12 protein-coding genes and 1 tRNA gene are annotated in these 13,377 nt (G+C 70.9%); 7 read left to right on the top strand and 6 right to left on the bottom strand.

Features of this window, described 5'->3' with window-relative positions:
- Positions 1 to 67: 67 nt before the first annotated feature.
- Positions 68 to 1,141 (bottom strand): iron-containing alcohol dehydrogenase family protein, encoded by a 1,074-nt coding sequence (locus SM793_RS01735; protein ID WP_053649208.1) that lies wholly within the window; start codon positions 1,139 to 1,141, stop codon positions 68 to 70.
- Positions 1,129 to 1,884: a phosphocholine cytidylyltransferase family protein gene (locus tag SM793_RS01730; protein WP_320436173.1), complete on the bottom strand. Its 756-nt coding sequence runs from the start codon at positions 1,882 to 1,884 to the stop codon at positions 1,129 to 1,131. The genes SM793_RS01735 and SM793_RS01730 overlap by 13 nt, the downstream gene beginning before the upstream one ends.
- Positions 1,885 to 2,232: 348 nt before the next feature.
- Between SM793_RS01730 and idi the strand changes: the two genes are divergently transcribed.
- The gene (gene idi, locus SM793_RS01725) at positions 2,233 to 2,910 is read left to right on the top strand and encodes an isopentenyl-diphosphate Delta-isomerase (protein WP_320436172.1); all 678 of its coding nucleotides are present in this window, start codon (positions 2,233 to 2,235) and stop codon (positions 2,908 to 2,910) included.
- Positions 2,911 to 3,021: 111 nt separating this feature from the next.
- On the opposite strand, the gene SM793_RS01720 is transcribed toward idi, so the two are convergent.
- Positions 3,022 to 3,483, bottom strand: coding sequence for an ATP-binding protein (locus tag SM793_RS01720; protein ID WP_320436171.1), 462 nt, complete (start codon positions 3,481 to 3,483; stop codon positions 3,022 to 3,024).
- A gap of 381 nt (positions 3,484 to 3,864) precedes the next feature.
- Here SM793_RS01720 and SM793_RS01715 point away from each other — a divergent pair.
- The 5 genes from SM793_RS01715 to SM793_RS01695 all read left to right on the top strand — a co-directional run bounded on the left by SM793_RS01715 (position 3,865) and on the right by SM793_RS01695 (position 8,654).
- Positions 3,865 to 3,949, top strand: a tRNA-Leu gene (locus tag SM793_RS01715).
- Positions 3,950 to 4,190: 241 nt separating this feature from the next.
- Positions 4,191 to 5,894, top strand: coding sequence for an APC family permease (locus SM793_RS01710; protein ID WP_320436170.1), 1,704 nt, complete (start codon positions 4,191 to 4,193; stop codon positions 5,892 to 5,894).
- A 94-nt stretch (positions 5,895 to 5,988) separates the two neighbouring features.
- Complete coding sequence (locus SM793_RS01705; protein WP_320436169.1) at positions 5,989 to 6,450, top strand: very short patch repair endonuclease; 462 nt, start codon at positions 5,989 to 5,991, stop codon at positions 6,448 to 6,450.
- Positions 6,451 to 6,490: 40 nt separating this feature from the next.
- The gene (locus SM793_RS01700; protein WP_320436168.1) at positions 6,491 to 7,477 is read left to right on the top strand and encodes a DNA cytosine methyltransferase; all 987 of its coding nucleotides are present in this window, start codon (positions 6,491 to 6,493) and stop codon (positions 7,475 to 7,477) included.
- Positions 7,478 to 7,487: 10 nt separating this feature from the next.
- Positions 7,488 to 8,654, top strand: coding sequence for a DNA cytosine methyltransferase (locus SM793_RS01695; RefSeq protein ID WP_320436167.1), 1,167 nt, complete (start codon positions 7,488 to 7,490; stop codon positions 8,652 to 8,654).
- A gap of 57 nt (positions 8,655 to 8,711) precedes the next feature.
- Here the strand turns inward: SM793_RS01695 and SM793_RS01690 are convergent, their stop codons facing one another.
- The 3 genes from SM793_RS01690 to SM793_RS01680 form a co-directional block, all read right to left on the bottom strand.
- Entirely contained in the window at positions 8,712 to 9,512 is an 801-nt protein-coding gene (locus SM793_RS01690) for a DUF6339 family protein (protein WP_320436166.1), read from the bottom strand.
- 107 nt (positions 9,513 to 9,619) lie between these two features.
- Positions 9,620 to 10,597, bottom strand: a complete 978-nt coding sequence (locus SM793_RS01685; RefSeq protein WP_320436165.1) for a hypothetical protein — start codon at positions 10,595 to 10,597, stop codon at positions 9,620 to 9,622.
- On the bottom strand, positions 10,594 to 12,684 hold the full coding sequence (locus SM793_RS01680) for a helix-turn-helix transcriptional regulator (protein ID WP_320436164.1): 2,091 nt from the start codon (positions 12,682 to 12,684) through the stop codon (positions 10,594 to 10,596). The genes SM793_RS01685 and SM793_RS01680 overlap by 4 nt, the downstream gene beginning before the upstream one ends.
- Before the next feature lie 313 nt (positions 12,685 to 12,997).
- Between SM793_RS01680 and SM793_RS01675 the strand changes: the two genes are divergently transcribed.
- Positions 12,998 to 13,324: a hypothetical protein gene (locus tag SM793_RS01675; RefSeq protein WP_320436163.1), complete on the top strand. Its 327-nt coding sequence runs from the start codon at positions 12,998 to 13,000 to the stop codon at positions 13,322 to 13,324.
- Positions 13,325 to 13,377 lie beyond the last annotated feature (53 nt).

The following is a 13,377-nucleotide window of genomic DNA, read 5'->3' as shown; positions in this document are numbered from 1 at the left end:
GCGCAGTTCCTCGATCGAGGGGCGGCGGGTCAGGTCGACCGGCGGCGTGGACCCGGCGGCGGAACGGTCAGCTGTTGACGGCTTGGACATAGTCGGCGTACGCGTCCCTGATTGCGGAAGGGGAGAGGTCGAGGTGTTCGAGGATGGTGAAACGGCCCGGCCGGGTATTCGGAGCGTAGTGCACCGCCTCGGTGAACTCCGCCTCGGTGAAGCCGATCTGAGCGGCGGTCACCGGCAGGCCGTGGTGCGCCAGGCGTTCCACGATCAGACCGGTCAGCTCGCGCTCGCCCCGCAGGAAGCTGGCGAAGGCGGCGCCGAGGCCGACCTGTTCGCCGTGCTGGGCGGACCGCTTGGGATACAGCACGTCCAGGGCATGCGAGATCTCGTGGCAGGCGCCCGACGAGGGCCGGGTGCTGCCCGCGATGTTCATCGCGATGCCGGACAGTACCAGTGCCTCGGCGAGGGCGGTGAGGAAGCCCTGATCCTGAAGGTTTCCTGGATGCCGCAGCAGGTTCTCGCCCGCCGAGCGGGCCATCGCGACGGCCAGTCCGTCCACCGGTTCACCGGTCTCGGCGTGCGACAACTCCCAGTCGGCGCACGCCGAGATGTTGGAGACGATGTCGCCGATCCCGGCCGCGACGAAGCGCGGCGGGGCGCCCTGGATCACGTCCAGGTCGATCACGATGCCGATCGGGCTCGGCACCCCGTAGGAGCCGCGCCCGGCGTCGTTGTCGAGGGTGGAGACCGGCGAGCAGATGCCGTCGTGGGCCAGGTTGGTCGGGACCGAGACCAGCGGCAGGCCGAGCCGCGCGGCGGCGTACTTGGCCGCGTCGATGATCTTGCCGCCGCCCAGGGCGACGATGGTGTCGTAGTGGCCGCCGCGCACGCCGCCGCGGATCTCGTCCGCCAGCCGCACCGCGCTGTCGAGGCTGCCGTCCGCCACGCTGTACCAGTCGGCACCGGGCAGGGCCGGCTCCAGCCGGGCCCGCAGCACCGAGCCCGAGCCGTTGCTGATCGCGACCGCGATCCGGCCCGAGGCGGACAGCCGCTGGTCGGCGAGGATGCCGCCGAGCGCGTCCAGCGCGCCCGGGCGGATCTCCACGAAGAGCGGCGACGGCACCAGCCGGGTCAGTACTGGCACGCGATCTCCCGGGCCTTCGCCAGGTCGTCGTGGTTGTCGACCTCGACCCAGGAGACGTCGCCGATCGGCTGGACGTCGATCCGCAGGCCGCGGTTCACCATCTCCTGGTAGCCGTCCTCGTAGTACAGCTGCGGGTCGCGCTCGTAGGTGGCGCGCAGCGCGTCGGCGAGGTCGGCGGCGGCGGCCGGGTTGATCACGGTGACACCGATGTACTCGCCGGTGGCCTCCGCCGGGTCCATCAACTTGGTGATGCGGCGCATCCCGGCCGCCGGGTCGACGACCACCTTCATCTCCTCGTCGGCGAGCTTCTTCACCGTGTCGAGGGCGAGCAGGATGCCGGGCGCGCGGCCCTCGGCGGTCAGCCGGGCGTCGGCCTCCAGCATGGTGCGCTGGACCGAGACGGGGTGGACGGTGTCGCCGTTGGCGAGCAGCAGGCCCTCGGTGAAGAGCTCACGCGCGCACCAGAGCGAGTAGGCGTTGTTCCACTCCTCGGCCTTGTCGTTCTCGACCAGGGTGAGCTTGACGCCGTACTTCCGCTCCAGCGCCTCCTTGCGCTCCTCGACGGCCTCCTTGCGGTAGCCGACGACGATCGCCGCCTCGCGCAGGCCGACCTCGGCGAAGTTGCCGAGGGTGAGGTCCAGGACGGTCCGCTCCCCGTCGACCGGCACCAGCGCCTTGGGCAGGGTGTCGGTGTACGGGCGCAGCCGGCGGCCGGCGCCGGCTGCCAGAACGAGGCCGATCATTCGGGTCTCCTGATCCGTCGTGCTGAGCGCGGCCGCGCCCGGCCCCGGGAGTCTTCCGGGTCACCGGCGGTGGCGCGCCGGGGCCGAGATGCGGCCGCGGTGTCCTATGTGATGGTAGGCGACCACGACTACCTGCCAGAACGCGGCCGGACGGTCGAACACACATCGAACACATTCCGAACGGTTCTGCTAGTCCGACACCCGCCCCGGGCCCCTGGAGGCCCTCCGGCCGCCGGGTTGTGCGTCGGGCCCGCCGCCCGTGCCACCCGTACGGCAGACTGGGGCGCGACGCCACCGGTGCGTGCCGTGGTTGCTCCCCGTGCTCCCGAAGCTGCCGAAAGAGGCCTCATGCCCCAGAGTCTGCCGACCGATCCGACCGCCCCCGCCGGGCTGGACACCGGCCTCGTGACCGGTGTCGACACCGGCCTCGACACCGGCCTCGATGTCGAGACCGACGTCGACACCGCCGCGGACGCCGCCGGCACTCCGGCGGAGATCCTGCTGGAGCTGGTCGACGACGAGGGCGTGACCATCGGCACCGCGGAGAAGCACTGGGCGCACCAGCAGCCCGGGCGGCTGCACCGGGCGTTCTCGGTCTTCCTCTTCGACCGGCAGGGCCGGATGCTGCTCCAGCGCCGGGCGCTGGGCAAGTACCACTCCCCCGGGGTCTGGTCGAACACCTGCTGCGGCCACCCGTACCCCGACGAGCCGCCGTTCGTGGCCGCCGCCCGGCGCACCGCGGAGGAGCTGGGCGTCGCCCCGGCGCTGCTCTGCGAGGCGGGCACGGTCCGCTACGACCTGCCGGACGAGGCCACGGGCCTGATCGAGCGGGAGTGGAACCACCTGTTCGTGGGCCTGGTCACCGCGCCGGTGCGGCCCAACCCGGACGAGGTGGACGACTACGCCTTCGTGACCGCCGAGGAGCTGCGCGAGCTGGAGGCGGAGCGGCCGTTCTCAGTGTGGTTCCGGACCGTCCTCGAGGCGGCGCTGCCGGGGATCCGCGAGATCGCCGGGAAGGACTGGTAGACGCTCCGGGCGGGGCCGCCGCGGGGCGGCCCTGCTTCCGGCCCGGGCCCGGCCTGTTGGCCATGCCCGGCCCGGCCTGTTGGCCCGGCCTCGTCGGCCAGGGCTCGTCGGCTAGGGCTCCTCGCGCGGGAGGGGCAGCGAGGCCCAGATGACCTTGCCGCCCCGGCCCACCTGCTCCACGTCGCACACGCCGCCGGCCTGCAGCGTGACGCTCTTGACCAGCAGCAGCCCCCGCCCGCCGGTCCGCCCGGTGTCGGCCGCCAGGGCCTTCGGCCGGTACGGGTCGCCGTCCTCGACCGAGACCCGCACCCAGCCGCCCCGCACCACCAGCTCGGTGGTCACCTCCGGCGACAGCTCGGCGGCGTGGGTCACCGCGTTGCCGACCAGCTCCGAGACGATCAGCAGCAGGTCGTCCACCAGCTCCTGGTAGCGGATCTCCGCCATGCCCTGGGCCAGCAGCCGGTCGCGCACCGCGTGCCGGGTGCGCGGGACCGAAGCCTGCTCGGCGGGCACGGTGAAGCGCCACACCCCCTCGACAGGACCGCCGCGCGCCACCTCCGACACGGCGGTCACCCGTTTCTCCGGCGCCGTCGGCGCCGTCTCTTCCTCGCTGATCCGCTCCACGTCCAGCCGCCCTTCGTCCGCGACCCCGGGAATCAGGCGTTCCGCTCATGGCGCCCTCGGTCCACAGAGGCTAGGAGAGCCGCCCCCGGGGTCGTGGCACCGTCGACAACTTGCCCGTGTCGGACCAGAGCCGATCGATACCGACCGTTCATCGACCGCAACTCGACCGTTTACCGTCCTTGAACCACCGGTTCGCGCACAGCAGCGATCCGTACCCCCTCCCCCCACCATCCCGACCGGGGAAACGCAGGTGAGAAGCACTCCGAAACCCTGGTAATGTTCTCTCTGTCGCCGAGGGGGCGAGCAGAAAGTCCCCGAAGCACACACCCTGTCCGGGTGGCGGAATGGCAGACGCGCTAGCTTGAGGTGCTAGTGCCCTTTATCGGGCGTGGGGGTTCAAGTCCCCCCTCGGACACCTTTGATTCCCCGTGGGAACTCGCAAGAGTTCCCACGGGGAATTTCTTTTTTCCCCGTGTCGTTCCGGGACGCCCTCCCCACCCCCGCCGAAGGTCAGAGGTTCGGACACGAGATGGCAACGATCGGGTGTTTTGGGGGTGAATCTGAGGTCCAGCTGAGGTTTCGCCCGATTTCGCCCCTTAGGCTCTTCCCGTTTGTCCGGAAGACCAAGTGACACGACGAGACAGAGGACCGATACGGTGAGTGAGCCCGAGTCGACCACGGCATCCCATCAGCACTACCGCCGCTCGCTCGGCACCATCAGCCTCACCGCGGTCGGACTCGGATCGATCATCGGCTCCGGCTGGCTCTTCGGGGCCGAGCGGGCCGCCCGGCTCGCCGGACCTGCCTCGATCGTCGCCTGGGTGATCGGCGCGGCCGTCGCCCTGACCATCGCGCTCACCTACAGCGAGCTCGGCTCGATGTTCCCCAAGGCCGGCGGCATGGTCCGGTACGGCCAGTACTCGCACGGCTCGCTGGCCGGGTACCTGGCCGCCTGGGCCAACTGGATCGCGATCGTCTCGGTCATCCCCGGCGAGGCCACCGCCTCGGTGCAGTACATGAGCTCCTGGGACTTCGGCTGGGCCGGGGGCCTCTTCGACGGACAGGAGCTGTCCGTCAGCGGCGTGGCCGTGGCCAGTGTGCTGCTGCTCGTCTACTTCGCGCTGAACTGGTTCGCGATCACGCTGTTCGCCAAGACCAATACGGCGATCACGGTGTTCAAGGTCGTCGTCCCCACCCTCACCGCGGGCGCCCTGCTGCTGGCGCACTTCGACACCGATCACTTCACCGACCACGGCGGCTTCGCACCGAACGGCTGGAGCGCGGTGTTCACGGCGGTGGCCGTCTCCGGCATCGTCTGGGCCTTCAACGGCTTCCAGTCGCCGCTCAACCTGGCCGGTGAGGCCCGTGACCCCGGCAAGTCGCTGCCCAAGGCCGTGATCGGCTCGATCCTGATCGCCCTGGTGATCTACGTCGCGCTGCAGATCGCCTTCCTCGGCGCCGTGCCCACCGCCGACCTGGCCAACGGCTGGGGCGGCCTCGGCTACACCTCGCCGCTGGCCGACCTGGCCGTCGCCTGGGGCCTGAACTGGCTCGCCCTGCTGCTGTACGCGGACGCCTTCGTCTCCCCCAGCGGCACCGGCATGATCTACGCCGCCACCACCTCCCGGATGATCCACGGCGTCCAGGAGAACGGCCACCTGCCGAAGCTCTTCGGCCGGGTCGACCCGAAGACCGGCATCCCGCGCCCGGCGCTGGTGCTCAACCTGGTCGTCGCCTTCTGCTTCCTCGCGGTCTTCCGCGGCTGGGGCTCGCTCGCCGAGATCGTCTCGGTGGCCACCGTGATCTCCTACATCACCGGCCCCGTCGCCGTGATGGCGCTGCGCCGCCTCGCCCCCGAGCTGCCCCGGCCGGTCCGGCTGCGCGCGATGCCGGTGATCGCCCCGGTCGCCATGATCTTCGGCTCGCTCGTCCTCTACTGGGCCCGCTGGCCGCTCACCGGCAAGGTCATCCTGCTGATGGCCGCCGGCCTGCCGATCTGGGCCTGGTACGAGCTGCGCAAGCCGTTCGCCGAGCTGAAGCCGCACCTCAAGGCCGGCGCCTGGATGGTCGCCTACCTGTTCGTGATGGCCGGCGTCTCCTGGGCCGGCTCGACCGACTTCGGCGGCGAGGGCTACCTCCCCGAGGGCTGGGACCTGCTGGTCGTCGCCCTGATCTCACTCGCCTTCTACGCCTGGGGCGTCCGCAGCGCCTGGGCCAACCCCAGCCTCGCCGCCGTCAAACTCGAGCTGGCCGAGGCCGCCGCGGACGCCGCTGACACCGCTGACGGGAGCGCGACGGACCGGGCCGCCGGGACCGGCCGGACCGCCGACGCGGAACCCGCCGGAGCCCCGCGCGGCTGAACCCGGCACCGACCGTCAGGAGGGGCGCCGCTCGGGGGGATCCCGGAGCGGCGCCCCTCCGACGCTGTCGGCGGGCTGCGGAATACTGGGTCGCATGTCGTCGCCAGCCGCTTCCAACCCGTCCGTCGCGGCCCGCATGAGCCGCCAGGCGTCCCGCGACACCGCGCAGGAGCTGGCCGTCCGGCGACTGCTGTTCCGCTGGGGCCTGCGCTACCGCGTGAACGCCAAGGTCCCGGGGCTGCCGCGGCGCACCGTCGACATCCTGTTCCCCGGGCCGAAGGTCGCGGTCTTCCTCGACGGCTGCTTCTGGCACGGCTGCCCCGAGCACGCGACCAGCCCGAAGTCCAACGCCGAGTGGTGGCGCAGCAAGCTGGACCGCAACGTCAGCCGCGATCTGGACACCACCCGCCACCTGGCCGAGGACGGCTGGACGGTGCTGCGGTTCTGGGAGCACGAACCCCCGGTCACCATCGCCCGGACGGTCTACACCCGCCTGCGGCCGGACGGGCCCCTGCCGGACGCGGCCGACGCCCGGGGTCCGGGCGACGCTCCCTGACCCACCCGCCCGTCCGGACTGTCGGTGCCCGCCCCTAGTCTTGGGTCGAACGACTCATGGAGGTGGCGCGTTGGGGTCCCGCAGGTTCACGTCGCTGGAGATCTGTTCGGGGGTCGGTGCTCAGGCTCTCGGACTGGAGCGGGCCGGGTTCGACCCGGTGATGCTGATCGACAACGAGGACAACGCGTGCAGAACGGTCCGGCTGAACCGGCCGCACTGGGACGTGCGGTGCGAGGACGTCGTCGACTTCGACCCGGAGGACCATCCTCAGACCTACGATGTCGACCTCCTCAGCGGCGGACTGCCCCGGATCAAGTCGGCCGCCGCCGGCCGGTCGGGAAGCGACAGGGAACGCACGATTCTGCGTGCGGCGGTGCTGTTGACGACCGCCGTCCGACCGAGGGCGTTGATGCTGGAGAATCTCCCGGACCTCTTCGCAAAGGACGCCTTCGCCGAGGACCGGAGCTGGATCGAGGAAGTGCTCGCCCATGCCGGCTACCGGTGGTACTGGACAGTCCTGAACGCCGTGCATTTCGGTGTCCCCCAGAACCGCAGAAGCAGTTTTCTTGTCGCGTTCGCCGATCGGGGCGGGGTCGACTTCTCCTGGCCCCGGCCGATCGACTGTCCGCCGCCCACCGTCGGTCAGGCCCTCGGCGCATCGATGGCGTCCCGCGGCTGGACCGGAGCCGAGCAGTGGTCCGAGCGCGCCGACCGTCCGGCGCCGGCCCTCGTCGGCGGCTCCGGCAACCACGGTGGGCCGGACCTCGGCCCCACCGGCACCAAACGGGCCTGGGCGGCGCTGGGAGTCGAGGGCAAGAGTCTCAGCAACAATCCCCCGGACGCCGACTTCCCCTTCGACGGCCGCCCGAGGATCAGCCTCCGTCAGGCAGCGACGCTCCAGGCCATTCCGGACGAATGGATCGTCCACGGTCTCAAGACACCTGCGTACCGCCAGATCGGGCACGCCTTGCCTCCACCGCTGGCCGAGGCCGTCGGTGGTTCGATCGCCGCTGTGCTGGCGGGCTAGGATCGACCCCATGTCTTCGCCCGAAACCACCCCCGAATTCAAGATCGTGGATCTCTTCGCCGGCCCCGGCGGCCTCGACATGGCCGCGCATGTGCTGGGTGTTCCGGTGACGGGCGTGGAGTGGGACGACAACGCGTGCAAAACCCGTACCGCGGCCGGACTGGCCACGGTGAAGGGGGACGTCCGCCTACTGGATCCCGGGCATTTCGACGCCAACGTGCTCGCCGGCGGTCCGCCGTGCCAGACCTTCACCGTCGCGGGCAAGGGTGCGGGGCGGCAGGCGTTGGACCAGGTCCTCGACTTCGCCAGGCGGATGGCCAAGGGCGAGGACGTACGGGGGGAGCTCGACGCTCTCGAGGACGAACGGACCGGCCTCGTCCTGGAGCCACTGCGTTGGGCACTCACCGCCCTCGCCGACGGCGCTCCCGGGTACGACACGATCGTGCTGGAGCAGGTGCCGGCCGTACTCCCGGTCTGGCAGGAGTACAAGCGCATCCTGGAGGAGCGGGGCTACAGCGCCGAATGCGCCGTCCTGCACACCGAGGAGTTCGGCGTACCGCAAACCCGTCGACGCGCCATCCTGATCGCGCGCAAGCGTCCGACGGACTCGGTCCTGAGCGACGTGGTCGAGTTCCCGAAGCCCACCCATCGGCGGTTCCGGAAGGGTGCGACCCAGGACACGCACGACGGCGGCCTGCAGCCTTGGGTCACCATGGGGAAGGCACTCAAGGACGTGCGGACGCCCTACGAGGTGGTGTCGAACTACGGCACCGGCGGTGACCCTGCGGCCCGTGGTCGCCGCGGCCACGACGAGCCCGCCTTCACCGTCACCGGCAAGGTCTCCCGTAACTGGCTGGAGCGCCCGGACATCCCCTTGGACCCCAAGAACAAGGAGCGCTTCGGCCTCCCCCAGTCCGGTGTACTGCAGACCTTCCCCGCGAACTATCCGTGGCGCGGGAACGACCAGGCCCAACAGATCGGCAACGCCATTCCGCCGCGTCTCGGTGTCCACGTCCTGGCCGCGGCCCTCCGTCACGGGTCGGGGGACGTCGAGGTGGCCCTGAAGTCCCTCGACACCTGGGTGCCCCCGACCGACACATCCACGATGTACTCCGTGGACGAGTGGAAGCAGAAGGTCGCGTCCGACGAGCAGGCACCGGCGACCGTAGGAGCCTGAGCCGGTGACCTGTGGGTGGGGCGGCTCCTTCGCACAAGGAGCCGCCCCACCCACAGGTCACGACGTCGCCTCGGCGTCGCGCTTGCGCCCACGGTCCCGCAGCGGCGCGTGCTCGCTGAACTGCTGAAACATTCGGGCCAGTCGGTCCACCGAGTCGCGGCGCACCGCTTCCTCGGACGGACCGTCGGGCAGCCGGTCCCACGGGACGGAGGGCGCCGTGTCCGCTTCCGCCACCCAGGAGAGCAGGGCATCCGGATCGGGAAGGTCGTCCTGGGCGATGACGTCGTACATCAACGTGCTGCCGGCCGCGTTCACCGCCGTGCAGAGGGCATTGACCCGGTCACCCAGCCGAGTGGCACCCGACTCGGCCAACCCCTTCAGGACCCGAACCATGGCCAGGGCGGTGGGACGGTGGTCGATCGCGTCCAGCCGCATCGCCGTGTTGAGCATGTCCTGGTTCCGGCAGGCGATCTCGACCGGCCGGTAGTCTCCTCCGTCACGGAACAACTCGGCCGCCCACCACAGACGGGCAAAGGCCTGGGTGTAGTGGGTCCCGGTGAATCGGGGAGCACTGACCTTCGGCGGCTCGCCGTTCTTCGCCTCGCCGCGCGGGAGATGACGCCACAGCACGTAGTCCGGTGCGACCACCAGGGCGAGGAAATTCCACAGGCCCGGCCGCGCGGCTTCCGCACGGGTCAACCGGAGTGTCGCGTGCAGCCGGGGCGACAGCCAGGCGTCGGCATCGGTGGGCGAGTCCCCGAAACGGTGGATCGCCTCGTCGAGGAGTTCCCGGACCGGAGCTGTGTCCCAGCGGCCGGAGTCGTCGTCGACGGCCTCGCTCGCGCGCAGCAGCGCCACCTGGGGCAGTTGCTCCCGGCCCGCGCGGACCCCGACCGTCAGATATTTGGCGGCGACCGCCGGGGACAACAGGGCAAGCCGGTCGGGGGTGTCGATTCCGGGCCGGGTCAACGGCTTGCACCTTCCTGGTTGCGCGAGACGGTTCGGACGGCGGTGGTCAGCTGCTTGGGGACCTGGGCCCGGCGGGCCGCCGCGAACTGGATACGGGACTGGAGTTCGGCCCAACCGTGCCCCTCACGCCGGCGGGCGTGCGCCTCGGCCAAGGCATCGGCGAGGGGTCGGCCGGGAAGGACGTCCGGCAGCATGGCACGCAGGGCGGCTTCTCTCCAACCGTCGGGGAATCCGGGCGTACCTTCCTCGTCCAGCTCGACGTCGCCGAGCGCCGCGTGGAACATCGCGGTCCACGCCTCTCCCGCCACCTGGGCGGCCACCAGCCCGGCAGTGGCCTTCTCCAACGGACCGCGTGGAGTGTTGAGCAGTTCGGTCAGGCCTTCGAAGGACGTGTTGAGGTACACCACGGGCAGATCGCCCGTCGTCTCGACCAGCCACGGCGAATCCCTGAAGGGGTGGAGCCACTCGAGCGGACCGTCACGGAAGTCCTCCTGTCTGATCTCGATCTCGCGGCGCCGGAGCGGGGTTCGGGCGAGGAGGTCGACGAACCAGGGTTCATCGGCCGTTCCGATGATCCGACCGTCGACGCCGTCGTAGCTGCCGACCAGACTGACCTGCAGAGTCGCACGCGCCACGTGCGAACTCCGGCGGACCACCACCTCGCCGCGCCACTTGCGGTCGGTACGGCTGCGTTCGAGCCGGGTGACGGTACGGGCGTTGGTGGCGCCCTCGGTCAGGACAGCGACACAGCTCACCGCGGCCCACGGGCCGTCGGCCAGTTCGTCGCCGGGGGCGGTGACCTCCAGCTCGAGCACCCCCTCCCGCCAGTCGTCACGGTCTATCTGGTGCAGCGCGACAACGTGCTCCCGCTCGGAGACGTAGGAGAACGGAAGGTCCCTGCCGTCGATGCTCGCCCTCCGGACCGAGGCGTCGATCCTGCCCAGGAGGGTCGGGTAGGGGTAGACGGTGCTCACTGGGCGACCTCCCGGGCCTGCTGGACCTCCACGATCACACCGGCGAGGGCGGCGGCGACCGGATGGCTGCCGACAGCGGTGGTTCCCGTGAACCTGGCCGTGCGGGCGTCCTGGTCCACCATGATCCGGCCCTCGACGATCCTGCAGTTCTCGACGGCCGACAGCTCCGCCCACTCGAGCGACGGGCGCCCACCGGAGCGGACGTCGAATTTGACGACCGGCGTCAGCTGCCACGGGTCCTCTCGCGGTGGAATCTTCACCGCCACGTCCAGTGTCCAGGCACCGGAGGCATCGACCCGGCCCCTGGTCCGTTCCACCGCGGGGTGCCCGTCCACCCGACGCGCGGCGGCGGCCGGCAGGTCGAGACGGAGCAGGTTCCGTAGCACCTCCGGCCCGGCGGACTCCTGCCGCTCCAGGCGGCGACCGACGATCGCGCGCAGCGCCGCGTCCATCGCCGTGTTGAAGTCCGACAGCTTCCTCGGCGCGTTGGCGTAGGTCGCCGTCAGGTCCTCCGTCGCGGCCCAGCGGTCGTGCTCGGGGGGCTCCGCGGCGCGCAGGAACGCCTCGGCGGCGTGCACCGCCGCGCCGTCCTCCCCCGTGGCATAGCCGGCCAGCAGTACGGCCTGGAACGGGTCCGCGCCGAACCCGAGGTTGCGCGGCCGTCGGGAGGTGACGGTCATCCGGGTGCCGCGCATGCAAACGATCCGGCTGTGTTCCTCGTCGGAGTCGTCGGCCGGGGTGACCAGCAGGACGGCCTCGTGGGTGACCCCCTTGGTCCGGCGTCCGTCGGATCGCGGGGCCGGGACGTCCAGGGCGACCCGCACCGCTGCGACCTGGTCGGCGGCGGTGAGCTCCTCCACCGTGTCGCCGTCGAGGTAGGCCCGAAGAGCATGGGTGAGCGCGGGTCGGTGCTCCCGGGGGTCGACCGGTCGTTCCGGCAGGACGGCCTCCCCGTTGTGGAGGACCCGGACCGAGGCCTCCAGGAGGGCAGGGGTCGAGCGGCCCGCTGTCATGGCGGCCCAGAAGTTGTCGGCGAGGGCGGTGACCAGTGCGTTCTGCATCTCCTGCAGGGTGGTGCAGTTGCCCGCCGCGTCGTGCGCCCCGACGATCAGGAAGGACGTCCCGGGATCGTCACTGTCACGGTCGAGGTGCAGGTCGGCCACGGTCCGCTCGTCCGCCCACCAGGAACGCGAGACGCCCTCGTGCTCCTTCTCGCTGTCGGGTTCGCCGAGCCACGCCGGTCCCGCGTAGGCGGTGTCGTCGACGGTTCGCCACGGGAGGTCGAGCCTGCCGACCACCCGCCGGGCGGTGCGTCCCTCGTGCGCGGCGGACAGGGTGCTGTTGATCAGCACCAGGCCCAGCCTGCTCGCCGCCCACAGGGTGGCCTTGCCGAGTCCGTACGATCCACCCGCCCGGTCGCTCTTGTGGCTGTCGAGCTGGCGGCGGACCACAGCGGCGAACCGCCCGTCGCCGTACTCGGGGCCGGTCAGGCCGGATGCGTTGTAGTCGTCGATCCGCAGGAGGAGCAACGACGCCTCCTCGTCACCGAGGCCCCTGAGTCCGCGCAGCCCCTCGGCAACCACCCGGCCGACCTTCTGGCGGGACTCCGCGGCCGCGTCGTAGTGCGGCTCGATGTCGTCCCAGCGCAGCGCCCGCAGAAAAGAGTGGAGGTGCTCGCCGGTCAGCTCGTGCAGGGTGAAGCGGATCCGCACCGGCCGGGTCGCGTCCAGTCGCTCGTCGAGGCTGTTCTGGGTGGCCTCGCGCGCCAGTACCGCGAGATTGGCGTCGAAGGCGAACGCGGCGGCGTTGCCGTACTCGCGGCCGCCGTCCTGGTGGGCGAGCCGGTGGTGCCACTGGACCGGCCTGGTCGTTCCGGCGTCCGTGTCCCGGGTGACGACCGTGGCCACGTCCGTGGCGAGCAGCTCGGCGATCCTGGGCATGAGGTCGGGCCGGGGCTGTGCCCGCCCGGTGACCCACGCCGACACCGCTGCTCTGGTGAGCCCCAGTTGTTCGGCGAACTCGGCCTGCGACATCCCGGCGCGGCGCAGCTGGCGCCCCAACCACACGCCGAAGTGTTCGTCCTCCATCGACCCCTCTCCCGTCCGCTTCCGATGCTCTCCGGCCCTGGGCGGGCGGATCTTGAGACATCAGACTAGCACTTCGATTGACGGGATCGCACTTGTCAAATTCCCTTTGACGCGACATGCTCGTTCCAGCGCCAGCAGTCCCCGTCGAGAAGTTTTCGATCTTGCTCGGAACGGGGTCGACAGCGCCACTGCCGACCGGGTATGTTCATCGGCCACGGGGGCAACAACTATCCCTCCAGCCACGGCTGTTGAGGGGTGAGGTGTATCTTGTGGGCGCTTCCGCGCCCATTTTTCGGAGGGGAAGAAGAACATCATGTCGTACAACCGTTGGATCGCCCGTCGCATCGCGGACTTCGATGCGCTCGCCACCGCCCCGGAGCGGGCCGCCTTCCTGGCCAGGCACTGCCTCACCACAGCCGACCTGGACTACTGGCGGCAGCTCCTCCTGCGGGCCCGCGCCTCGGCCGAGGAGCCGAGCGCCTCCGTCCACGTGCGCCTCCGACCGCGTCCGATCGGGCGGCACGGGCGGGTGCGGATCCGCCTGCGCCGTTCGCACACCCGTCGCTCCCGCACCAACAGCATCACCGTCACGACGACCACCACGGTGACGACGACGATCACGACCCGCGTCCGGGGCTGATCGGGCTCCTCCCCTCCGCATCGCACCACCGCACCACCCGGGGTGCCGGCCCA

Source organism: Kitasatospora purpeofusca (assembly GCF_034043715.1).
GTDB classification, from domain to species: Bacteria; Actinomycetota; Actinomycetes; order Streptomycetales; family Streptomycetaceae; genus Kitasatospora; species Kitasatospora purpeofusca_A.
Note: the sequence above shows the minus strand (reverse complement) of the source record. Positions and strands in the feature narration are given on the sequence as shown.